At 61.9% G+C, this 23,381-nt stretch carries 22 protein-coding genes; 20 read left to right on the top strand and 2 right to left on the bottom strand.

Annotated features, from left to right (window positions below; all coding sequences use genetic code 11):
- Nucleotides 1–58 precede the first annotated feature (58 nt).
- The 12 genes from DFO46_RS22310 (at nucleotide 59) to DFO46_RS22255 (ending at nucleotide 12,585) form a co-directional block, all read left to right on the top strand.
- Nucleotides 59–1,081 carry an ABC transporter permease gene (locus DFO46_RS22310; RefSeq protein ID WP_120279150.1) on the top strand — a complete coding sequence of 341 codons (1,023 nt, stop codon included), beginning with the start codon at nucleotides 59–61 and terminating at the stop codon, nucleotides 1,079–1,081.
- A gap of 10 nt (nucleotides 1,082–1,091) precedes the next feature.
- Complete coding sequence (locus DFO46_RS22305) at nucleotides 1,092–2,063, top strand: ABC transporter permease (protein ID WP_110793622.1); 972 nt, start codon at nucleotides 1,092–1,094, stop codon at nucleotides 2,061–2,063.
- Nucleotides 2,064–2,066: 3 nt separating this feature from the next.
- Nucleotides 2,067–3,092 (top strand): ABC transporter ATP-binding protein, encoded by a 1,026-nt coding sequence (locus DFO46_RS22300; protein ID WP_120279149.1) that lies wholly within the window; start codon nucleotides 2,067–2,069, stop codon nucleotides 3,090–3,092.
- Nucleotides 3,089–4,078, top strand: a complete 990-nt coding sequence (locus DFO46_RS22295; RefSeq protein WP_120279148.1) for an oligopeptide/dipeptide ABC transporter ATP-binding protein — start codon at nucleotides 3,089–3,091, stop codon at nucleotides 4,076–4,078. The genes DFO46_RS22300 and DFO46_RS22295 overlap by 4 nt, the downstream gene beginning before the upstream one ends.
- 139 nt (nucleotides 4,079–4,217) lie before the next feature.
- Nucleotides 4,218–5,042 carry an aldolase gene (locus DFO46_RS22290; RefSeq protein WP_110793619.1) on the top strand — a complete coding sequence of 275 codons (825 nt, stop codon included), beginning with the start codon at nucleotides 4,218–4,220 and terminating at the stop codon, nucleotides 5,040–5,042.
- 26 nt (nucleotides 5,043–5,068) lie between these two features.
- Nucleotides 5,069–6,208, top strand: a complete 1,140-nt coding sequence (locus DFO46_RS22285) for a Gfo/Idh/MocA family oxidoreductase (protein ID WP_120279147.1) — start codon at nucleotides 5,069–5,071, stop codon at nucleotides 6,206–6,208.
- Between the two features lie 9 nt (nucleotides 6,209–6,217).
- Nucleotides 6,218–6,889 (top strand): D-lyxose/D-mannose family sugar isomerase, encoded by a 672-nt coding sequence (locus DFO46_RS22280; RefSeq protein WP_120279146.1) that lies wholly within the window; start codon nucleotides 6,218–6,220, stop codon nucleotides 6,887–6,889.
- The gene (locus DFO46_RS22275) at nucleotides 6,889–7,950 is read left to right on the top strand and encodes a carbohydrate kinase family protein (protein WP_120279145.1); all 1,062 of its coding nucleotides are present in this window, start codon (nucleotides 6,889–6,891) and stop codon (nucleotides 7,948–7,950) included. Before DFO46_RS22280 ends, DFO46_RS22275 begins: the two co-directional genes overlap by 1 nt.
- Before the next feature lie 59 nt (nucleotides 7,951–8,009).
- On the top strand, nucleotides 8,010–8,957 hold the full coding sequence (locus tag DFO46_RS22270; RefSeq protein WP_120279144.1) for a substrate-binding domain-containing protein: 948 nt from the start codon (nucleotides 8,010–8,012) through the stop codon (nucleotides 8,955–8,957).
- 100 nt (nucleotides 8,958–9,057) lie between these two features.
- Complete coding sequence (locus DFO46_RS22265; RefSeq protein ID WP_120279143.1) at nucleotides 9,058–10,560, top strand: sugar ABC transporter ATP-binding protein; 1,503 nt, start codon at nucleotides 9,058–9,060, stop codon at nucleotides 10,558–10,560.
- A gap of 14 nt (nucleotides 10,561–10,574) precedes the next feature.
- Nucleotides 10,575–11,561, top strand: a complete 987-nt coding sequence (locus DFO46_RS22260; protein WP_183041997.1) for an ABC transporter permease — start codon at nucleotides 10,575–10,577, stop codon at nucleotides 11,559–11,561.
- The gene (locus tag DFO46_RS22255) at nucleotides 11,554–12,585 is read left to right on the top strand and encodes a hypothetical protein (RefSeq protein ID WP_120279141.1); all 1,032 of its coding nucleotides are present in this window, start codon (nucleotides 11,554–11,556) and stop codon (nucleotides 12,583–12,585) included. Before DFO46_RS22260 ends, DFO46_RS22255 begins: the two co-directional genes overlap by 8 nt.
- Nucleotides 12,586–12,589: 4 nt before the next feature.
- Here DFO46_RS22255 and DFO46_RS22250 read toward each other — a convergent pair whose 3' ends face one another.
- Together DFO46_RS22250 and DFO46_RS22245 are read right to left on the bottom strand one after the other, a co-directional pair.
- Nucleotides 12,590–13,621: a LacI family DNA-binding transcriptional regulator gene (locus tag DFO46_RS22250; protein WP_120279140.1), complete on the bottom strand. Its 1,032-nt coding sequence runs from the start codon at nucleotides 13,619–13,621 to the stop codon at nucleotides 12,590–12,592.
- A 128-nt stretch (nucleotides 13,622–13,749) separates the two neighbouring features.
- Entirely contained in the window at nucleotides 13,750–14,982 is a 1,233-nt protein-coding gene (locus tag DFO46_RS22245) for a Xaa-Pro peptidase family protein (protein WP_120279139.1), read from the bottom strand.
- Between the two features lie 246 nt (nucleotides 14,983–15,228).
- Here DFO46_RS22245 and DFO46_RS22240 point away from each other — a divergent pair, with 246 nt between their 5' ends.
- From DFO46_RS22240 to DFO46_RS22205, 8 genes are all read left to right on the top strand, one after another.
- Nucleotides 15,229–16,761 carry a histidine kinase dimerization/phosphoacceptor domain -containing protein gene (locus DFO46_RS22240; protein ID WP_120279138.1) on the top strand — a complete coding sequence of 511 codons (1,533 nt, stop codon included), beginning with the start codon at nucleotides 15,229–15,231 and terminating at the stop codon, nucleotides 16,759–16,761.
- Nucleotides 16,762–16,913: 152 nt separating this feature from the next.
- Nucleotides 16,914–17,885: an AraC family transcriptional regulator gene (locus DFO46_RS22235; protein ID WP_120279137.1), complete on the top strand. Its 972-nt coding sequence runs from the start codon at nucleotides 16,914–16,916 to the stop codon at nucleotides 17,883–17,885.
- Nucleotides 17,886–18,118: 233 nt separating this feature from the next.
- Nucleotides 18,119–19,165 (top strand): HD domain-containing phosphohydrolase, encoded by a 1,047-nt coding sequence (locus DFO46_RS22230; protein WP_120279136.1) that lies wholly within the window; start codon nucleotides 18,119–18,121, stop codon nucleotides 19,163–19,165.
- Nucleotides 19,162–19,488 carry an STAS domain-containing protein gene (locus DFO46_RS22225; RefSeq protein ID WP_165826390.1) on the top strand — a complete coding sequence of 109 codons (327 nt, stop codon included), beginning with the start codon at nucleotides 19,162–19,164 and terminating at the stop codon, nucleotides 19,486–19,488. The genes DFO46_RS22230 and DFO46_RS22225 overlap by 4 nt, the downstream gene beginning before the upstream one ends.
- Nucleotides 19,485–19,853, top strand: coding sequence for a response regulator (locus DFO46_RS22220; RefSeq protein ID WP_110793605.1), 369 nt, complete (start codon nucleotides 19,485–19,487; stop codon nucleotides 19,851–19,853). The genes DFO46_RS22225 and DFO46_RS22220 overlap by 4 nt, the downstream gene beginning before the upstream one ends.
- Entirely contained in the window at nucleotides 19,850–21,853 is a 2,004-nt protein-coding gene (locus DFO46_RS22215; RefSeq protein ID WP_120279134.1) for a chemotaxis protein CheA, read from the top strand. The genes DFO46_RS22220 and DFO46_RS22215 overlap by 4 nt, the downstream gene beginning before the upstream one ends.
- Nucleotides 21,850–22,362, top strand: a complete 513-nt coding sequence (locus tag DFO46_RS22210) for a chemotaxis protein CheW (protein WP_110793603.1) — start codon at nucleotides 21,850–21,852, stop codon at nucleotides 22,360–22,362. The genes DFO46_RS22215 and DFO46_RS22210 overlap by 4 nt, the downstream gene beginning before the upstream one ends.
- A gap of 17 nt (nucleotides 22,363–22,379) precedes the next feature.
- Nucleotides 22,380–23,381: methyl-accepting chemotaxis protein (locus DFO46_RS22205; protein WP_147412788.1), on the top strand; the 1,002-nt coding region annotated here is incomplete at its 3' end.

Genomic DNA, 23,381 nt, shown 5'->3' with positions numbered 1-23,381 from the left:
GAAGAACGGGTGGCAGTCCTCTGCCACCCGAACCACCAATCGGCCTATCGGGGACCAGATGACCGACGCAACTCCAACCATTCACGCCGACGCTCCCCTGACCCGACCGTCTTCGGGTCCGTGGCGGCGTGCCTGGCGTATCCTGAAGCGCGACCGGCCAACACTGCTGGCAGCCTTCGTCCTTTTCGTCATCGTGTTGTCGAGCCTGGCTGCCCCGCTCTATGCCAGCTATGTTGCCGGTAGCGATCCGTTCCGCTCTAACCTCAGCGGCCGCATCATGCTCGATGGCAAGCGGGTCAAGGTCATGCAGGCCTCCACAGAGGGCTTGGGTCTCGGCGTGACGCCCATCGGTCCGACTTGGGGAGCGCAGTATTTTCTCGGCGCGGATACACAAGGCCGCGACGTCGCAGCACGTGTTCTCCATGGCGGCCGCAATTCGCTGTTCATCGCCGCCTCCGCCACCGTCATCTGTCTTGTCCTTGCCGCACTGATCGGCATATCCGCCGGCTTCTTCGGCGGCTGGGTCGACAAGATCCTGTCGCGCATTCTCGACATCCTCTGGGCCTTCCCGGTCTACCTGCTCGCCATCTCGCTCTCGATCGTGCTGATCTCCAACGGCATCGTCATCGGCCCGATCGAGATCGGATCGGACAGCCTCCTGCTGCCGATTTTCATCATCGGGATCATCTACGTCCCCTATGTCGCCCGCCCCCTGCGCGGTCGCGTCCTGTCGTTGCGCGAAAGCGAATTCGTGCTCGCCGCCCGCGGTCTCGGTATTCCGTCCTGGCGCATTCTGTTGCATGACATCCTGCCCAATGTGACGACCATGCTGATCGTCTTCATTCCTCTGATGATGGGCCTCAACATCATCACCGAATCCTCGCTGTCCTTCCTGTCGATCGGCGTACAGGCACCGGATGCCAGCTGGGGCACGATCATCCAGGACGGCCAGACCCTGCTCTACACGCGGCCCATCGTGTCGCTCGCCCCGGGCATCGCCATCGTCCTGACGGTGCTGTCGCTCAACGTGCTTGGTGACAGCCTGCGCGACGCCCTCGATCCCCGCACCAAATTGGCCTGAGGAGGGCTCCATGACCATTGCCGTTCTCCAGCGCTTCGGCCAGATGATCTTCGTGATGTTCGGCATCTCGGCGCTCGTCTTCCTGATCTTCTTCGCCACACCCGGCTCCGATCCCGCTGCGCGTCTCGCCGGGCGCAACGCCTCGCAGGAAACCATCGAGGCGATCCGCAAGGAATTCGGCTTCGACCGGCCCCTTCCGATCCAGTACGGCGTGATGATGAAGCGCCTCTTCATCACCCAGGACCTGACCTCCTTCGTCAATCGCGGCTACCGGATCGTGCCCGCCGTCGTCGCCGCAGCACCTGTCACCCTCTCTCTCGTCGCGGGTGCGGCGGTCCTCTGGATCGTCGGTGGCATCTTCGTCGGGGTGCTGGCCGCCCTGACGCGCGACACGCTGATCGACCGTGGGCTGATGGCGCTGGCGCTGATCGGGGTTTCCATGCCGGTTTACTGGTTGGGCGAGATGATGAACCTGATCAGCCAGAGCCGTTTTCACGACACCTGGCTGTTCTCTTGGGTGCCCGCCCTTGGCTATAAGCCGCTGATGCAGGACCCGATCGGCTGGTTCAAGACGCTTGTGATCCCCTGGTTCACACTCGCTGCCCTCTATATCGGCATCTATGGTCGCGTCTTGAGGGCCAATCTCGTTGAAGCCTACCAGGAAGACTTCATCCGCACGGCGCGCGCAAAAGGCCTCTCGCCCGCCCGCGTCATGCTGCGCCATGCACTGCGCACCTCGCTCATTCCCTTCGTGACCATGTTCGGTCTGGACTTCGGCGTGCTGGTCGGAGGTGCCGCTCTTCTGACGGAAGTGGTCTTCGGCCTGAACGGTGTCGGGCGCCTGACCTATCAGGCCCTCCTCAACCTCGACCTGCCGATGATCCTCGGCACCGTCATGTATGCCTCCTTCTTCGTCGTCATCGCCAATGCGTTGGTTGACGTCGTCTATGTGCTGATCGATCCACGGGTCAGGGGGAACTGAGCGATGGCCATCTCGGACAAACCCATTCTCCTCGACGTCGACGGCCTCTCGGTCTCTTTTGCCACCGATCGCGGCCCGGTCCAGGCGGTGCGCGACGTCTCCTTCCGCGTCCACGAAGGCGAGATCCTCTCGATCGTCGGTGAGTCCGGCTCCGGCAAGTCCGTGACGTTGCTGTCGCTACTCGGGTTGCACGATGCCAAGACCACCCGTGTCGACGGCGCCGTTTCCTTCAAGGGCCGGCCCATTCTCGACCTTCCGGCCAGCCAGATGCGCTCCATCAGGGGCAAGGAGATCGGATTGATTTCCCAGGACCCGATGACGGCACTGACGCCCGTCTATCCGATCGGCTGGCAGATCGCCGAGCAGATCCGCGCCCACGAAAACATCTCCGCCCGCGCTGCCCGCCGCCGCGCCGTAGAACTGCTCGGCGAAGTCGGACTGTCCAATCCTGGCGAGGCCGTCGACCGCTACCCGCACCAACTGTCAGGCGGCATGCGCCAGCGCGCGGTCATCGCCATGGCGCTCTCCTGCAACCCCGCCCTTCTGGTTGCCGACGAACCGACGACAGCACTCGACGTCACGGTCCAGGCCCAGGTGCTCGACCTGCTGCTGCGCCTGCGCAAGGATTTCGGCTCGGCGATCATCCTGATCACCCATGACATGGGCGTTGTCGCCGAGGTCGCCGAGCAGGTGGCCGTCATGTATGCCGGCCGCATCGTCGAGCGAGGGCGGACCGACGACGTCTTTGCGCGCCCGCTGCATCCCTACACCTGGGGCCTCATGGCCTCCATTCCGCCGCTCACCGGCAAACGGCTGGACAAGCTTCGGTCGATCCCCGGCATGCCGCCGACACCGGATACGATCGGCGAAGGCTGTGGCTTTGCGCCCCGCTGCGACTTCGCCCGCTCTGCCTGTCTGGATCGCCCGCCGCTGCGCCGCGCCGACGACCAGACGGCCCTTTGCGTCCTCGACGACGACGAACGCCCCGCCCTGCGGCAAGCAGCCCTCCCCCTCAAGGAAATGGCATGACCCCTCAGATCACCCCCGCCGCACCGCTGCTCCAGGCAAAGGGGCTCACCAAGAATTTCACTGTCGGCAAGACCATGATGCCCGGCTCCGGCAAGGTGCTGCATGCAGTCGACGCGATCGATCTTGAGGTTCGCCCCGGCGAAACGCTCGGACTGGTCGGAGAATCCGGCAGCGGCAAGTCGACGCTGGGCCGCTGTCTGACGCGCCTCTACGATATCACCGCAGGCGAACTGACCTTCGATGGTCAGGAAATCGGCAAGGCCGATACGAAAGCCCTCAAGCCCGTTCGTCGCAAGATGCAGATGATCTTCCAGGACCCCTCCGCTTCGCTCAATCCGAAAAGGCGGGTACGCGACATGCTGGCGGAGGTACTCTCCGTCCATCACATCCGCGAGGGTGCTGCGATCGGCGAGCGGCTGGACGAATTGATGGAACTGGTCGGCCTGCGCCGTGAATATCTCGATCGCTATCCGCACGAATTTTCCGGCGGCCAGCGCCAGCGCATCGGTATCGCCCGCGCGCTGGCAGTCGAGCCAAAGCTGATCGTCGCCGATGAACCAGTGTCCGCCCTCGACGTTTCGGTGCAGGCGCAGGTGGTCAACCTCTTCGGCGAATTGCGCGAGAGACTGAACCTCACCTATGTCTTCATTGCCCATGACCTCGCCGTCGTGCGCCATGTCTCTACCCGTGTCGCTGTCATGTATCTGGGCTCGATCGTCGAGACCGGCGAGACCGAAGCACTCTACGCGCGGCCGCACCACCCGTATACACGCGCCCTGCTGTCGGCCATTCCGCAGCCACACAACCGGGGGAAGCGAGACCGCATCCTGCTCACGGGCGAAATCCCAAGCCCGCTCTCGCCGCCATCAGGCTGCAAGTTTTCCACGCGCTGCCCTTATGCCACGGATCTCTGTCGCGCGACCCGGCCGGAGCTCACCGCAGTTTCGGCAGGCCGCGAGGTCGCCTGTCACTATCCTCTCGACTGAACGTCGGGTCGCGCAGCAGCATTACGTGACAAAATCTCACGCTTGAGAAAATGTGGTAACGTTTCCACATTCGTCGTTGACGACGCAGCAATCGATCGATAGCCTCCATGAAAACGATACCACATCGGGAGGAAAATCGATGAAATCAGCGCGGCTCAACCGCCTCTTCGGCACGTCTGGAAACTGCTTCGACGTCGCGATCGACCATGGCATGTTCAACGAGCGCACCTTCCTGGCCGGCATTGAGAATATGCGCACGGCGATCGACATCATTGCCGCCGCTGCCCCGGATGCGATCCAGCTGCCGCCGGGCACCGCGCCCATGCTGCAATCGATCCCCGGCAAGGCCCGCCCTGCCCTCGTGCTGCGCACAGACATCGCCAATATCTATGGCAACCCGCTGCCGAGCGCGCTCTTTTCCGAAGTCATCGACCGCCCGGTTGAACAGGCCATCGCGCTCGATGCAGCCTGCGTGGTCGTCAACCTGCTGATGCTGCCGAACCAGCCGGAGGTCTACCGCGCCTGTGTGCGTAACGTGAACAGCCTCAAGCGCGAATGCGAGATCTACGGCATGCCGCTGATGGTGGAGCCGCTGGTCATGCAGGACAATTCCAAGGGCGCCTATATGGTGGACGGCGCGATCGACAAGATCCTGCCGCTGGTCCGCCAGGCAGCCGAACTGGGTGCCGACATCATCAAGGCCGACCCCTGCGACGACGTCTCGGAATACCACCGCGTCATCGAGATCGCGCAAGGCTTGCCGGTTCTCGTGCGCGGTGGCGGCAGGGTCTCCGACCAGGAGATCCTCTCACGCACCAAGGTTCTGATGGAACAGGGCGCCCGCGGCATCGTCTATGGCCGCAACGTCATCCAGCATGCCAATCCGGGCGGCATGACCCGGGCATTGATGGCAATCGTCCATGACGGCGCAACCGCCGAGGAGGCGTCGCGCCACCTTAGCTAAGGCAGCGTGACGGGAGGAGGAAAGACATGAAGACATTTCGTTTCGGCGTCATCGGCTGCGGCCTGATGGGACGCGAATTCGCCAGCGCCGCCGCGCGCTGGATGCATCTGACGGACGCCAAGGCGCGGCCGGAGATCGTTGCCGTCTGCGACACCAATCCCGACCTGATGGCATGGTTTCAAACCCATGTCCCCTCGGTCCGCCAGGCAACCACCGATTACCGCGAACTGCTGGCCAATCCAGACGTGGATGCGATCTATTGCGCAGTCCCGCATGTCCTGCATGCGGAGTTCTACACGGACATTCTGAAAGCCGGAAAACACCTGCTGGGCGAAAAGCCCTTCGGTATGGACCGCGAGCAAAACCGGGCGATCATGGCAATGCTCGCTGAACATCCGGAGCTTATCGTCCGCTGCTCGTCCGAAATGCCTTATTTCCCCGGCGCCCAGAAGGTGATCGCATTGGCTGCAAGCGGCGAGATGGGCGAGATCCTCGAAGTCGAGGCCGGCTTCCTGCATTCTTCCGACATTGATCCGAATAAGCCGATCAACTGGAAGCGCATGGAGCACATCAACGGCGCCTATGGCTGCATGGGAGACCTCGGCATGCATGTGCTGCACGTGCCTCTGCGTCTCGGCTGGCACCCGGAGACATTGCACGCCAATCTCGTGAAGCGGGTGACCGAGCGTCCGGATGGCAAGGGCAACATGGTGCCCTGCACCACCTGGGATAATGCCACCATCAGCAGTCGCGTGCGAACGGCAGATCAGGATTTCCCGCTCGTCCTCAAGACCTGGCGCATCGCGCCCGGCGAATCCAACACCTGGTACATCCGCATCCTCGGCATGAAGAAGAGCGCCTTCTTCTCCACCAAGCAGCCGCGCCAGTGGCAATGGATGGACTACCAGGGTAGCACACAGTCCTGGAACACGGAGGACCTCGGCTACGGCTCGGTCTTCCCCGCCATCACCGGCAAGATCTTCGAATTCGGTTTCGCCGATGCAATCCAGCAGATGTGGGCGGCCTTTGTCGACGAACTGGCGGGTGGCGCGGCGAATGGCTTCCCTTGCGCCAGCCCGGCTGAGGCTGCTGCCCACCATGCTGTGTTGACGGCAGCCCTTCAGTCCGGTCTCGAAAACCGCGTCGTCACCGTCGACTACGATTGAGGCGCGGCAATGAAACGCTCTGAAATCAACGCCGCGCTGCGTTTTGCCATCGGAATGCTGGACACTTGGCGGTGGGCTCTTCCTGCTTGGGGCCAGTGGACAACAGCCGACGTCGCGGCCAATCCGGAGGTCGCACACTATCTGCGCAGCCGTCAGCTCGGCTGGGATGTGACCGACTTCGGCTCTGGCCGTTTTGCAAAACAGGGTCTGGTGCTCTTCTGCCTGCGCAACGGCATCCTCGGTCTGGACGGCGAACGCAGCTATGCGGAAAAGCTGCTCTTCATCCAGGAAGGCCAGCTCACACCCGCGCACCTGCACAAGGCCAAACAGGAAGACATCATCAACCGCGCCGGTGGCGATCTCGTCATCGAATTCTGCGCCGCCGACGCCGCGGATAAGACGACCGCCTCCGACGTGACCGTCCTCGTGGACGGGATCGAACACCAGCTCGGCACTTGGCAGCCGCTGATCCTGCATCCCGGCCAGAGCGTCACCATCCCGACCGGCCTCTACCACCGCTTCTATGGCGCGAAGGGCAAGGGGGCGGTGCTTGTCGGCGAAGTCAGCCAGGTCAACGACGACCGGACCGACAACTATTTCCTCGATCCGATCGGTCGCTTTGCTGATATCGAGGAGGACGAACCGCCTCTCCAGCCTCTCTGGAACGAAGGAGGCGTCTGATGCGAACCGGGGAGGAGGTTCAAGACAGACGCGAGAGACAAGAGCCGGGCGGCATCGTCTGCGTCGGCAATTTTATCGTCGACCGCATTCACACGCTGTCCTATTGGCCGGAACAAGGCAGCCTCGCACATATCCTTCACCAGGACATGGGGGTCGGCGGTGGCGCGGCCAATGTCGTGACCGACCTTGCCTCGCTCGGCTTCCCCGGACGCCTCTCAGTGGCAGGCACCCTGGGCGACGATCGGGACGGCGACTATGTGCGTGATCGCCATGCGGCCCTCGGTATCGACGTCGAGGGGCTTCGCACGCTCCCCGGCCATGCCACAGCCCACACCCATGTGATGAATGTGCCGGGCCAGAGCCGTACCTTCTTCTATCACGGCGGGTCCAACGATCTGTTGACCGACAGCGCTATCGACCCCGCAGCCTACGCCGCAAGCGGACACAGGATCTTCTACCTCGGTTACCTGATGCTCCTGCCGGCGCTTGACCGGAAAGACGAACACGGCTCGTCCGGTGCGGCGCGATTGCTGAAAGCCGCGCGCGATGCCGGTCTCACGACCTGCGTCGACTTCGTCTCCAGCGAGGATCCCGCCTTTGCGGACCAGGTGGCCGTGGCACTGCCCCATTGCGACTACGTCATCGTCAACGAGACCGAGGCAGGGCGTGCGACCGGAATAGCCGTTCGCGACAAAGCGGGCACGCTCCTGATGTCATCAGTGGAAACGGCGGGCCAGAAACTGCTGGATGGCGGTGTCGCCAAGGGCGTCGTCATTCATGCGCCCGAGCTTTGCATCTGGTTCACCCCCGCAGACGCGCCGGTCAGAACGCCCGCCTATCCCGTCGATCCCGCATCAATCGTCAGCCCGGTCGGCGCCGGAGACGCCTTTTGCGCGGCGGTGCTCTACGGGCTGCACGAAGGCTGGTCGATCGAAACCATTTCCGCTGTCGCTCATCGCGCAGCGGTCCATTGTCTCGGCGGCGCAACTGCCACCGACGGCATACCCGACATGTCGATCCTGCTCGCCGAAATCGGCGACAGGGTCCCGACAGCCGGATAGCAGGCCGGTCACGGCGAGGAGGCCGTGATCAACAATCGAAACCTTAGGGAGGAAAGACCATGAAGAAACTCATCATCGCAGCCACGCTCGGCCTGACCGCCAGCACCGGCATCGCCGCGGCCGAAGACAAACCTGTCATCGCCAGCATCGTCTTTCAGGGCGACCAGTTCATGAAGTCGCTCCAGGCCGGTATGCGCGATGCCGGCGAAAGGGCAGGCGCCGAAGTGCTGGAAATCAACATTGACGGCGACCAGGCGAAAGAAAGCCAGGCGATCGACACTTATATCGCCCGCAAGGTGAACGCGATCGTCATCGCCCCCGTTTCCGCCAAGAATTCGGCAGCGGCCCTGAAGCGGGCGCGCGACGCGGGCATCGTCGTCGTTGCCGTCAATGGCGGCCTGACGGAAGCGGGTATTTCGCAGGCAACCTTCTCGACTTCGAACAAGGATCTCGGCGCCACCACCGGCAAGGCGGCTGCAAGCTTCATCAAGGAAACCCTGGGCGGCAAGGCCAAGGTCGCGATCCTCGGCTTCAAGTCACTTCTGCCGGAACAGAGCGGCGAGCGCACCGAAGGCTTCAAGGAAGCGGCCGCTGACGGCAACAGCATCGACGTCGTCACCGAACAGGACGCCTGGCTGCCGGAAAAGGCCGTCTCGGTCGCGACCGACATCCTGACGGCCAATGCCGACGTCAACGTCATCTATGCAGCCAATGAAGGCGGCACCATCGGCGCCATGCAGGCCGTCCGCAACGCCGGCAAGGCAGGCTCCGTCTATGTCTTCGGCATTGACGGCTCGGAACAGCTGGCCAAGGGCCTGCTCTCGTCCGACAACGTGCTGCAGGCCGTGACCGCCCAGTCGCCATTCGAGATGGGTGCCAGCGGCGTCAACGCAGCTTTGGCAATCCTCAAGGGTGAAAAGGTGGCAGAGCAGACCTCTGTCCCGACGCTGCTCCTGTCGCGCACGCAGCCGGACGGCGTCAAGGCTTTCGCCGAGTCGCTGAAGTAAGGCCGGCGGAGAGACCTCCATCCCGCTGGAACGGGTGCAGAGCACGACCGGGCTCTGCACCCCCATTTCCCGATTGCACGCTGGAATGCACGGAGCAACGATGGCAAACGCGCTCGAACTGCGGCACCTGACGAAACACTACGGGACCGTCAAGGCACTGAACAACTTCAGCCATTCTTTCGCGAAGGGCCAGGTCCATGCGCTGCTCGGCAAGAACGGCTCGGGGAAGAGCACCTTCATCAAAATGCTCGCCGGCGCCGTCCAGCCGACCTCGGGCGAGATCCTCGTTGACGGCCACCCCTGCAGCTTCGCCCACCCCTCGGATGCGCTGAAGGCGGGGATCGTCACGGTGTATCAGGAGCTCAGCCTCGTCCCGCATCTCTCAGTCGCCGAGAACATCTATCTCGGCCGCCTGCCCCGCCATGCGAACACCCCCTTCATCGACTGGCCCGGCCTGCTCCGGCAGGCAAAGGCACTCCTCGATGAAATGGGGGCTGGCGACATAGACCCGGCCCAACCGGTATCGAGCCTCTCGATCGGCCGCCAGCAACTCGTCGAAATCGTCAAGGCGATGTCGCTCAATCCAACCGTCCTGCAGCTGGACGAACCGACCTCGGCGCTCGCCCAGGCGGAAGTGCAACAACTCTTCAGCCTTGTTCGCCGCCTGCGCGACCGGGGCGTAACGATCATCTACATCTCCCATCGCCTCGCCGAACTTGGCGAAATCGCCGACACCGTGACGGCGCTCAGGGACGGCAACTTCACTGGATCCTGCCCGATGGCTGAGGCAACGCCTGCCGTCATCCTCGAAATGATGTTCGGCGACATCACCCCGGTGACACGCCCCCCTCGTCCGATCGCCGCAGAAGAGCCGATCCTCAGCGTCCGCGACCTCAGGATCGAGCCGATGGTCCAAGGCGTGAGCTTCGATCTACATCGGGGCGAAGTCTTAGGGATCGCCGGCATGCTAGGTTCCGGCCGTACCGAATTGCTGCGTGCTATCTACGGTGCCGGGCCGATCAACGGCGGCGAGATTCAGGTGGACGGCAAGCATGTCGAAAACGTCTCGATCCCGACCATGAAGCGCCTCGGCATCGGCTACACCTCGGAGGACCGCAAGGAGAGCGGGCTGGTCCAGATCCTCTCGATCCATGCCAATCTCTGCCTTGCCGCCATGCAGCGTTTCAGCCATCGCGGCTTCGTCACCGAGGAACGGGAACGGCCAGCCGTCGAGCGCCAGATCCGGGATCTGTCCATCAAGATCGGCAGCCCGATGCTTCCCGTCTCCAGCCTTTCCGGCGGCAACCAGCAGAAGGTTGTCGTCGGCAACTGGCTCAACAACGCCCCGCGCATCCTGCTCTTTGACGAGCCCGGCCGTGGCGTCGATGTCCAGGCCAAGCAGCAGATCTATCAGATCATCTGGTCAAAAGCCCTCGAAGGCCTGTCAAGCATCGTCGTCTCCACCGAACTGGAAGACCTCGTCGAATGCTGCGATCGCATCCTGATCCTGCGCGACGGCCGCATCGCGCAAGAATTCGTCAATGACGGCCTCGATCCCAAGACCCTTTATGCCGCCTGCATGGCGCGACAGACAAACCCATGATTTCGGAGAGGCCGATGACCCGCTCGGGCACCACTTTCGCGACCTTCGCACGACGCAATTCGATGCTGATCATCCTGATCGCCCTCTACATCCTCGTCGCTTTCACCGCGCGCGGCTTCATGAGCATCGACAACCAGCTCAACATCCTGCGCACCATCGCAGTGCCCGGCATGATCGCCTTCGGCATGACGCTCCTGATCATCGTCGGCGAGATAGACCTCTCTGTCGGGTCGATGGTCGCAGCTTCGGCTTGCGTGCTCGCCTGGCTGGTCCGCCTGATATCCGGCGGCGCCTTCGAGCCTGATATCTGGCATGTGGTCGCGGCTGGAATTCTCACGCTCGCCTTCGGCGCCTCGATCGGCATCTTCAACGGCTGGCTGCGCAACCGCTTCATGGTGCCGACCTTCATCTCGTCGCTTGCGATGATGGCAACGCTTGCCGGTCTCGCCAACCTCATCACCGATGGCACGCCGATCGAATCCTTCCCCTCCTGGTACTATTTCATCGGCAGCGGCCGCATCTTCCACATTCCCTTCCCCGTCTACCTGCTGCTCCTCGCCTTTATCGTCACCCATGTGCTGGCCAACTACACGAGCTTCGGCCGATCGGTCTATGCGATCGGCGGCAATGCCGAGGCGGCCAGACTGTCCGGTCTGCACGTAAACCGCACCCGAACCTGGTGCCTCGTCATCACCAGCCTGTTCGCCGTGGTCGGCGGCATCGTCTATTCCTCGCTTCTGAACTCGGGCAATCCGACCATCGCCAAGGGCATGGAGCTTGAGGTGATCTCGGCCGTCATCATCGGCGGCGTCAGTCTCTTCGGCGGCAAGGGCTCGATCTGGGGCGCCTTTGTCGGCGTCCTCTTTCTCGGCGTCCTGCTCAACGCCATGACGCTCTGGGGCTTCAACCCCTATGCGCAGCAGGTCGTGCGCGGGGTCCTGATCCTCGGCGCCGTCTTCATCAACCTCATCATCGATCGCCCGAAGGCAAGCCATGGCTGAAGAGGAACACATCGAGCGCATCTCGATGCGCTGGGATCGCGGCGAAGCCACACTGCAAAGCCTTGGTGGCATGCTGGCCCCGGTCCGTTTCGATCTGGAGGACGGCCGCTCCGTCTCTCCCCTGCATGTCGCGCCATGGGAAGACGAGGACATGCGCGATCAGCCGGGCGTCCTGCGCCAGCTGCGCGGCGACTGGCCCTGCATTCCCTTCGGCGCTCCGCCAGCCAGACGCCTACCCTTTCCCTGGCATGCCAAGGTCGCCCGGATAGGCAATCACCGTCTCCCTTCGGAAGGTCATCCGCACGGCTATGGCGCAAACCATCACTGGGATCTGCAGGCTTCAACCGGAAACCGGCTGAGTGGCACGATCCGTTATCCCGACGATCATCCGATCGAGGCGCTGGAACGCCACGTGGACGGCGTCGCCGGACGGACGGAGCTCACCTGCAGCCTGACTGTAACACCTCGCAGGGATTGCCACCTGCCGATCGGCCTCCATCCTGTCTTCCGCCTGCCGGAAGGCGAAGGTGACGCCCTCGTCGATGTCGGCCCGCACGGGACGGTATGGTCCCATCCACTGGACGAGGATGTGCCGCTGTCCATGGTCGAGCCCAACCGCCATTTTGAAACCCTCGACAGGCTGTGGAGCAGACAAGAAAGGCCATTGTCGCTGGCCCGCTTGCCGCTCGGCGGTCAATCGGAAACGCTGCTGCTGCTGACAGGTGTCTGCGGTCGTGTCGTATTGACCAACAAGGCAGAGCGCTATCGGGCAACGCTCCAGTGGGATCCGAAGGTCTTCCCGAGCCTGATGCTGTGGATATCCAATCGTGGCCGCGCGTATCGGCCATGGAACGGCCGCCATCTCGCAATTGGGATCGAACCCGTCCGTGCAGCCTTCGATCTCGGCGTGCGCATATCCACATGTCCCAATCCGCTGAACCAGGCAGGTGTGGAAACCAGCTACCCCTTCCAGGCAGGAACGCCGTTCACGACAAAATACACGATTGGTGTCGAGGCCGTCTGAGAACCTATCCCTGACAGCTTTCCGGAACGGGTCCGGTAGATTCCCGTTCGATCAGGCGAACCGGCAGCCGGACGCGCGTGACCGGTCGTCGGTCAGATCCCTGCTGCCGATCGACAAGCCGCTCCTCCAGCCTGCGCGTCGCCTCAAGGGCGACCTCGCGGATGGGCTGGGCGACGGTGGTCAGGCGCGGCAGAACATAGCTCGCCTCCGGCAGATCATCGAAGCCGATCACCGAACAGTCCGCCGGCACCGAGCGCCCGAGATCGCGTGCGGCATGGATCGCTGCGACAGCCGCAATATCGGTGGTGCCGATGATCGCGGTCACGTCCGGGCGACGCTCCAGCACACCCTTGGCCAAAGCATAGGTCGCGGCAAAACTGTGATCCTCGCCAATCGCTTCAAAAGCCGGGGGGTAGCCGCGTTCCTCAAGGACCTCTCGAATGCCGCCGAGGCGAAGCTGGATCGGCTGGCTATGTCCCGGCGCCCCGACCACGGCAATCTGCCGGTGACCGAGATCGACCAGATGTCGGGCCATGATACGCCCGCCCTCGGCATGATCCGCCATGAAGACGTCATCGGAAATGCCCACCAATTCGCGGTCGATCGCGATGATCGGGATACCAGAATCGACCAGCGGCTGCAAATGCGCCGTGCCGCCATAGGCGCTGGCAACGATCACGCCCTCAACGCGTTGCGCGCGAAGCATCGCGACGTAACGCGCCTCGTGATCCTCGTTCTCGGCGGAACTGCAGATCAGTGTCTGATAGCCACGTTCGAACAGCTCGCGTTCTATGGTGCTGGCGAGAATGCCGAAGAACGGCACGTCGATGGATGGCAGCATCAGGCCGATCATCCGGCTTGCCTCGCCCCGCAGCATGCGCGCGCCCTTGCTCGGCGCATAATTGAGGTCCTTGATCGCAGCCTCGACGCGCTGCCGGACTTCTGGGGAGACATAGCCGCTGTTGTTGAGAACACGCGAGACCGAGGAGACCGAGGTCTCGGCAACCTTGGCTATCGTCCGAATACTGGTTGTCACGCCCTGTCTTCCCGCATTGCTTCACAAGACACTGGAGTACGCACAATTCCAGCTCTGGACAAGTTGTCCGGCAATCCTATGAGACCCGACTTAAGGGGAAGACACAGACGTACGCGATCTATGGACGCTCACATTGAGGAAACATCCCGCAATCCACGTGGCAGCGCATTCATGCACTCGATCCCCGATGGCGTGACCAAAAACTGGTCCTCGATCATCAGGGCTCCGAAATTCTGCCCGTAAAACGGAGCCTCAAGCGCCACGACCATACCGGCTTCGAGAACCTCCGGATTGTCAGCGGAAAAGAATGGCCATTCCTCGATCCCGACACTACCGCCGACCGAGTGACCGAAATGGCCGCGAAAATATTCGCCAAACCCATCACGGCGCATGGAAGACAACATGGCCCGGTGAACGGCACCGAAGGTGTTGCCGGGCCGGACTTGTTCGAGCCCGGCGGCAAAGGCCGTTTCCAATGCCTTGAACACGTCCTGTGCAAGGGATGACGCAGGACCGAAGGTGAACGTGCGCGCGCCGTCCGAAGAATAACCGTCGACCAACGCGCCGACATCGGCCTTGATCAGCGCGCCCGGCGTCACGACGGCGGTCATATCCGAGAGATCCGTTCCAACAGAGATGAAATCCCAATGTCCGCTGAGGGCGAAGCCAGCGGCTTTGGCCGTCTCCTGGGCACCCGCCTTCCAGGCCGCCGAAAGTTCGCCGAGCGCGACACCGGGCCGGATGGTCGCAGCCATGCGAACCAACCCACCTTCAGCAGCCTTTGCCGCCTGCCGCAACCGTCCAATCTCTCCCTCAGTCTTGACCGCCCGCAGGCGACGCAGCACGGCAGAGCCGTCGATCCAGGTGATCTCGGGCAGCGCCTGGCGCAGCGCCTCGTAGTCTACGGCGGGCATGAACTCCAGATCGACGCCGATCCGTCCTCCCCCAAGGCCCCGCTCCGTCAAGAGGTCGCCGAGCAGATCGAAGCACCGGGTCCGGTCAAACGTCTCCGGCCGCGCGCCACCGATTGAAGCGCGTCGATAAAAGCCGTCAATCTCGCCGACCTTCGTAGCGCCGCCGAGGTCGACCGTATCGATCCAGATCCGGTGGGTGCGCAGGTCGAGCCCCGGTGCCTTCGCTCGGATTGAAGATGCGGCATGGTCGCTGGCGACAGCGGCAAGCGGCGATCCTGCATCGCGAGGCACGAGGGCTGCGGCCGCGCCCGCTCGCCCCCACATCGTGGCAACTCCGGCGGGCGCACCGATCGCGAAGCGGAAAGCCTCAGGCTGAAAGAGCACCAGAGCGTCGATGTCGGCGTCCCGCATCAGCGCCTGCGCTCGCATCCTGTCGATGTCGCTCATCTCGACACTCTCCTTCTTTGTCCCGCGATGGATCTACCGAGACACGCCGCGAAGTGCCAGAGTTATGCCGAACATGCGACCATTTCCACAATGTTGAATGCGCCATAGCGCCCGGTGGCATATGACAAGACGCGCATGGAACTTGATGGCACCTGCGCGGTGGACTAAGTGTGACATGGGCGCACGCGATACTTGCGACGGGTATACGCACATATGCACGACTTTGATCGGGATTGAGGAGTGTAGATGGAGCGGCAGTCATCCGGTTCGGCGCAGAAATTCGCGGCAAGGGCCGGTCTCATTGCCTGGATCGGTTTCGTCGCACTTGCCGTGACCTGGGGCTCGCAATCCTACAGAAACACGGTGCGAACGGCACAAGACAGGGTCGTGACATCGACGCAGATTGTCGCGACCCATGCGACATGGGTTTACGAACTTGGCGTGCAAGCGACAAGGCGTATCGCCGACACCGTGCGGGCGCCGCGTGATCCCGGCTACGGCGGCACCGTACGAGACATCGCGGATGCGGTGGAGGGCCTGCCTGGATCAGTCAAGGCTTACGTCGTCGACGAACACGGCCGGACGCTCTACTCGACGGACCCTGGGGTAAAACCGATTGACATCACCGACCGGGATTACTTCGTCGCGCTCAAGGAGGGGCGGTCGGAATATGTCTCAGCTCTCCTGATCAGCCGGTTGAACAACGACCGGATCTTTGTCTTCAGTCGCCGCCTGGAAAGGGACGGCGCCTTCGCCGGGGCCGTCACCGTATCCCTGTCTGGTGACATCATGAAACCGATCTGGGAATCGGTGGATCTCGGCGGAAGCTTTACGGTGAGCTTCATTCGAAACGACGGCCAGTTGGTCGCGCGCTATCCGGAGCCGGACCAGGGGCTCGACATGAGCGAGCATCCCCTCTTCACCCAATATCTGGAAGAGGCCGATCAGGGCACCTACTTGTCCGAGGCTTCGCCCGTGGATGGTGTTCGCCGCTTGGTTGGCTATCGCAAGGTTTTAGGCACCCCCTTCATCGCCGTTGCCGCAGCGGACTATGGACTGCTGATGCAACCGTTCTGGCGTGACATGGCGGTCTTGGCCACGGTCACCGTTCTCGCCTGTCTCGGTTCTCTCGCCGCAACCTGGCGAACACGGCAATTGCTACGGATCCAGGATCACCAGTCTGCGGCCCTGCAGGTCGCCCTGGAAAACAACGAATTCCTGCTTCGGGAAGTCCATCATCGGGTCAAGAACAACCTCCAGTCGGTGATGTCGCTGATCCGTCTGCATATGAAGGGCAATGAGAAGTCGGAGGCCTTGAGCAACCGGATCAAGGCCATGGTGGCGGTCCACGAACAGATCTATCAGCGGGACTCGTTCAGCGAGGTGGATGCCGCTGAACTCGTGCAGACTGTTGCGCAGAACGTCGTTGCCGCCTACGGCGCGGATGTGCAGGTAAAGTTCGACCTTACGACCACCGCCGTTTCCAATGATCGGGCCACATCGCTCGCTCTCCTGATCAACGAACTCGTCACCAACTGCATGAAATACGCTTTCACGGATGGCGATGAAGGCGTGGTAACAGTGATATTGCGGGGGCCGGGGGAGGATGGCTTCTGCAGGCTCGAAGTGATCGACAACGGCCGTGGCTTCGACCCAGCGCATCAGTCAAAAGGAACCGGCACGCGCCTGATCGAGGGCTCCATTCGGCAATTGGACGGTAGCTTCAGCATTGAAGGCAATGCCGGGACGCATTTTTCCGCTCGTGTAAGACTGATCTGAGACCTGGCCAATTTCGCCGGGCACATAGTGCACTTCTGCCGATTCGTGGCAACCGCCAAGGCGAGCAGTGGCTCGACGATTCCCGCCGGATTAGAATAGGCGTCCAAAAAGATGCCTGATCTTAACACGATTTTTCAAAAAATCCCGGTTCCATGTCACTTTTGAAGAAGCACAGAATTCATTCAGAGGACGCTTTCGAGACGCAAACGATAACCGAAGCGGTTTTTCGTCCGGCTGAGATCCTGCGATTCCACGATACCGGCTTGTTCGACATCAATGGCGACATCACCTCAATCCAGGACATGACGCTCTGGCACATGAGCACGCAATCCGGATACCGCACGCGGTATGGCTGTTCGCTGCAACACCAGATCGAAATTCATTTCGTCGAAACCGGCACCTTCAAGTTCACCGCCTCGGAAGAGGAGATCGAAGCGGGTGCCGGTACAGCAGTTCTGCTCAAGGATACGCGCCGTGTTGAGATCGTTGCCCGCCCTGGATCCAGCAAGCTTGCCTTCCTCGTCCCCTTCGAACAGGTAGCGCCCCACCTGCACCGGGGGTATGGCAGCCTGGGACGAGGGCTCGGTGCATTCCAATCTCACATCGGTCCTGACACGCCCGGTATTGAGATCATTCAACGGATTGCCAGTCACCTGCTCCAGGGGTTCGATCCAGCGGAAGCGTCTTCGCAGGATCATGCCGCCTCGGCGCTGATCCATGATGCTCTGATCATGATGTTCGTCAGTCTCTGGCCCAAATCCGATGCCAAGGCGGATGAGGGGTCGGCCCTGCCACGTCATCTCGAACGCGCGATCGACTGGCTGGATCGCCATGCGGATCAGGAGGTTTCGGTTGAACAGCTCGCCCGGAGATCGGGTGCCAGCATCCGAACCCTGCAGAATTCGTTCCGGCATCATCTGTCCACCACCCCGAATGCCTACATCCTGCAGACACGCCTGAGCCGTGTGCACGATGAGCTGCTGAACGGCTCCGGTGACGAAACGATTGAAGGAATTGCCTCCCGCTGGGGTTTTCGTCACATGGGATACTTCGCCGCCCGATACCGCGCCTTGTACGGCGAATCACCCTCGGACACGCGCAGAGAGCGTCGCGGTGGCGAATAAGCCCGCCGCCGACATCACGAATACGCAACAGTATCCGAAAAACGCATAATATTGCGTGCCCCGATGAAATGAATACACGCTTAAGTCTGCGTTAACACGCAAGCGCCAATCTTGTCTCATGCACGGGCCTCCCAATGGAAGGCCAAACGTCACCGCATGAAGCGGACCTCACAAAATCCCCAATATAAAACTGCCCCGCCACGCAGAGACTTCTGCTCGGCCGAGGAACAACTATGCTTATTTTCGCAATCGACGATAGTCCATCCATTTTATCTTTCATTCAGCGCGCGATCAGAGCGATTGAATCCTGCGATATACTGCCGTTCCTCGACCCGAAGGATGCACTCTCTGTCCTGCAAACCCAGCAGGCAGACCTTGTCCTGGTTGACTACAACATGCCGGGCATGAATGGCATCGAACTGATTTCGAAATTTCGGCAGTTGCCGCGGGCCAAAGAGGTTCCGGTCATCATGCTGACATCCGAGACAGATCCGGCGATCAAGCTCGCCGCGATTGAGGCCGGCGCAACCGAATTTCTCACCAAGCCGATTGACCAGGCGGAGTTCGGCATCCGCGTCCGCAATCTTCTCGCCTTGCGATTGGCGCAACAGGCGCTCGCCAATCACGCTGAGGCTCTGGAGAGGGACGTGGCTGCTGCGCAAACGAGGATTGCTGCGCAGGAAAAGGAAATCATCTGGCGCCTGTCGAAAGCCATGGCCTGCCGCGACGGAGAAACAGCACTTCATCTTGAACGTGTGGCAGTCATTGCCCGGATGATTGCCGAAGAACTCGGCATTGACAGCGCTACCTGCGAAAAAATCTACCTGGCAAGCCCTCTGCATGACGTCGGCAAGATCGGCGTATCCGACGCGATCCTGCTCAAAGCAGGTCCGCTTGATGCAGGGGAAATGGACCAGATGCGTGCACATGCCACCTTGGGTGCGGAGATCCTTGAGGGCAGCGAATCCGCCATCATTCGCATTGCCTCGACTATCGCGGGCAGTCACCACGAGAAGTGGGATGGCACCGGCTATCCGAAGAGGCTCTCCGGTGATGCAATTCCCCTTGAAGGCCGCATCGTGGCGATTGCCGATGTCTTCGACGCCCTGTGCTCGGAGCGTCCTTACAAGAAGGCATGGCCGGTGGACGAAGCCCACCGCGAGATCCTGAAATGCAGTGGTGCGCATTTCGACCCCGCCTGCGTCGCCGCTTTCGATCGCAAATGGCACCTCATCCGCCCGCTCTACGCAAAGACCAACACATTGGAAACAGCAGCATGACCGAGGATTTGACGACGCTCCGCCTCGAAGGCGCACTGACCATAAAGACGGCTGCGGAGACCCGCGATCGTTTGCTGGCCGCCTTCCAAAGCGCAAAGACAGACCGACGCCCCCTGGAGATCGAGATCGCCGAAGACTGCGACTGTGATCTCACACTGCCGCAGCTCCTGCTCTCGGCCAAGGCAACAGCGGCGAAAGACGGCATCGATCTTCGCATCCGCGCCGATGCGCGCGGCAGATTTTCAACCACGCTCGAACGGGCAGGCCTGTCCGCTGCGGTCGAAGGTGGTTCCCTTGTGACCATGAATGGAGACCAGAGATGAGTGCAAACATCCTCACCGTAGACGATTCCGCAAGCATTCGAATGACCACCCGGATCGCACTCACCAATGCCGGCTACAACGTAACCGAAGCCGTTGATGGCGCTGACGGGCTGCAGAAGATGAAGTCCGGCAGCTTCGACCTGATCGTGACCGACCTGAACATGCCGAACATGGATGGTCTGACCATGATCCGCAATCTGCGTCAGCTGCCCGCCTATATGGGTACGCCGGTGATCTTCCTCACCACGGAATCCGATGGTGACATCAAGCAGCAGGCAAAGGCCGCAGGCGCCACGGGCTGGCTTACCAAGCCCTTCGATGCAGACAACCTCACCAAGATTGCGCGCAAGGTCCTCGGCCGATGAACAATCTCGATCCCATAGCGGTTTTCCGCACGGAAGCAGCCGAGCAGCTTGAGGTCATCGAAGCCGGCCTCCTGGATCTGACCCGCAACCTCGACGACAAGGCGCAGATTGATGCCGTGTTCCGTGGCCTGCACACGCTCAAGGGATCGGGTTCCATGTTCGGCTTCGACCAGCTGGCGGCCTTCACCCATCACTGTGAGACGGCTTTCGACCGTGTACGCAAAGGCGAGGCGCCGGCAACGAGCGAGCTGATTGCCGCCGTCCTTGATGCACAGGGCCACATGCAGGCTCTGCTCGACCAGCCCAACGGCGACCACGATGCGATGAGCACCAGATTGCTCGATCAGTTGCACAAGGCCGTCGGCCGGGAAGCATCAAGCGCGGGCCATCCCGCTGCAGCCAAGCCGGCCGCAGCGACATCGGAGCCGTCGCTGCGCACCTGGCAGCTCGATTTCCGCCTGCCGGCCGATTCCATGGTCAATGGCACCAATCCGCTGGGTCTGCTCGACGAGCTTCGAGACCTCGGCGAATGCACGCTGAGCGTCAACACCGACTCATTGCCATCGCTTGAGGCCATCGAGCCAACTCAGCTCTATCTCGGCTGGAGTGCAACCATTGTGACCGACAAACCCCGTTCGGATATCGAGGATGTCTTCATCTTCGTGATGGACGAGATGGTCATGGACCTGAAGGACGTGACCCCGGCGGGCGAAGTGGCGAGCGCCGGACCCGTTGCCGCTCAACCCACAGCAGCATCGACCGTTGATACGCCCGTGGCCCGCGAGGATCAGCGCGCGCCGGCGGGTGACGCCAAGTCCCAGAGGCAGTCGGACAACGTCCGCGTCCCGGCGCTTCGCCTCGACGAAATGATGGATCGCGTCGGCGAGCTGGTGATAGCGCAGTCACGATTGAGCCAGATGGCCGGCTCCGTTGTCGATCTCGGCTTGCGTTCGGTTTCGGAGGAAATCGAACGCCTGGCCGGTGAACTGCGCGACACGATGATGGTCCTGCGCATGATGCCCGTCGCGAGCCTTTTCAGCCGGTTCCGGCGACTGGTGCACGACCTTGCCCGCGAAACCGGCAAGGAAATCGAACTCGTCACCACAGGCGAGAGCACGGAAGTCGACAAGACCGTAATCGACCGGCTGGGAGATCCTCTGGTCCACCTGGTCCGCAATTCGATCGACCACGGGCTGGAATTGCCGCAGGACCGTCTTGCCGCAGGGAAGCCGGCCGTCGGCCAGGTGACACTCTCTGCCCACCAGACCGGCAGCGAGGTGGTTATCACCATCAAGGACGACGGCCGTGGCATCGACCGGGCGCGGGTTCGCGCGAAGGCGGAAGCCAATGGTCTGATCCAGCCTGGACAAGCCCTGTCGGATCAGGAACTCCTGCAGCAGATCTTCCAGCCCGGCTTCTCCACCGCCGAAAAGGTGACCAACCTGTCCGGCCGCGGCGTCGGAATGGATGTCGTCAAGAAGACCATCGAAGCGCTGCGCGGCTCGATCGACGTGAAGAGCGACGAAGGCTCAGGCTCGGAAATTGCCCTGCGCATTCCTCTCACGCTCGCAATCATTGACGGGCTGCTCATCCGGGTGGGCAATGGCAATTACGTCATACCGCTGTCCGCAGTGGAAGAGTGCCTGGAACTGTCTGTCGAAGAGGATCTCCGTTCGCGTGGGCGCAGCTTCATCTCGCTGCGGGACAATCTCGTGCCATTCCTGCGTCTTCGCGAACTGTTCCGCACCGGTAGCCAGCCGGATCCCCACCAGAAGGTCGTGGTCATCTCGACCGGCCGGGAGCGCGTCGGTCTCGTCGTCGACCAGATCATCGGCGATCACCAGACGGTCATCAAATCCATGTCGAAACTGCACGATCAGGTGTCGTCCTTCTCGGGCGCGACGATCCTCGGAGACGGGAATGTCGCACTGATCCTCGACGTCGCGCACCTGATCGCGGCCGGACAGCAACAGGAGGCGCAAATGCGGGCTGCAGGATGAACCAACAAAACGCAAAATCGGACCATCGCGCGGTCTTCATGGGCGCGGACGATCTCTCGGTTCTGACCTTCACGCTGAACGGCGAGACCTTCGCCATCGAGGCAACGATCGTCCAGGAAATCCTCGATCTCCTGCCTGAAACCAGCGTTCCCGGCAGTCTGCCCTTCGTCGGCAGCGTCATCAACTTCCGCGGCAAGGTTATCCCGCTTGCCGACATCCGCGTCGCCTTCGGCATGGAAGCCGGCGAAGTGACGATCGACAGCCGGATCGTGGTCACGGAACTCGATCTCGACGGGGAACTCTCCCTGATCGGCATACGCACGGACAAGGTTCACGAAGTGACCCGCCTTCCGGCGTCCGCCAGCGAGCCGCCACCGATCGTGGGGATGCGGTGGCGCCCCGATTACGTCCATGCCCTCGTCAAGAGGGAAGGCGAATTCATCATTCTTCCCAACCTGCAGGCGATTTTCGCCTCGCAGCGCGGATCAACCATTTCAGCGACAGCTTGATAGAAAGCGAGGGGGCAATGCGCTTCACCATCAAACTCAAACTTCTCCTGGCCTTTGGCTTCATCATCACCATGCTGGTCGGCACTGCCTTCTACAGCGTGTCGAGCATTGCCGATGTGAACAGCCATTGGTCCGATACCCTGAACGGTCCGGCCGCCCGCCTGAGTGCGGCACAGGATCTCAATATCGCCCAGCTGCAGCAGGTTCGCCAGCAGAAGAACATGCTGGTATCGGCTTCGACCGACGAAACCGAGAAATACATCGTCAGCAGCGACAAGGCCCGCGCCGAATACGATGAAACCTTCAACATCATCCTTGGCAAAGCCACCGATCAGGGCATGGTTCTCTGGAACAAGCTGAAAGGCCTCACCGCCGACTTCCGCAAGCAGGATGATCAGATCCGCAGCTTCATCCTGGCCGGCAACCTCGACGCCGCATCGCGCATTTCGACGACGACTGCCCGTGCGACGACCTCCGAGATCGACGCGCTCCTGGCCGACGTGTTCCAGCTGGAGCGCGAACGTCTGGCGGAAGCGAGCAAGAACGCGGTGGAAGAATATACGAACATCCGTTCCATCGTGATCGGCGTTGCCGCCGTCGCTTCGGTCGCCGCATTTGCTGCCGCAATCTGGATCATCATTTCCATCAGCCGTGGCATCAGCACGGCGGTGACGACCGTACAGCGTGTGTCGGAAGGTGACCTGACCAAATTTGCGGATATCCGCACCAGCGACGAAATCGGCATGCTGCTCGGTCACGTCAACTCCATGGTTGAGCGCCTCCGGGCCGTCGTCGGCGATGCCCTGACCGCATCCGAGAACGTCTCCGCCGGCAGTCAGCAGCTGTCTTCGGGTTCGGAACAGCTGTCGCAGGGCGCAACCGAACAGGCATCGTCTGCCGAAGAGGCTTCCGCATCGATGGAGCAGATGGCCGCCAACATCAAGCAGAACGCCGACAATGCCGCCCAGACCGAGAAGATCGCCCGCCAGTCGGCAACCGACGCCGAGGAAAGCGGCAAG

This window comes from Rhizobium sp. AG855 (genome assembly GCF_003610655.1).
GTDB classification, from domain to species: domain Bacteria; phylum Pseudomonadota; class Alphaproteobacteria; order Rhizobiales; family Rhizobiaceae; genus Allorhizobium; species Allorhizobium wuzhouense.
This window is presented reverse-complemented; position numbering and strand designations above follow the sequence as displayed.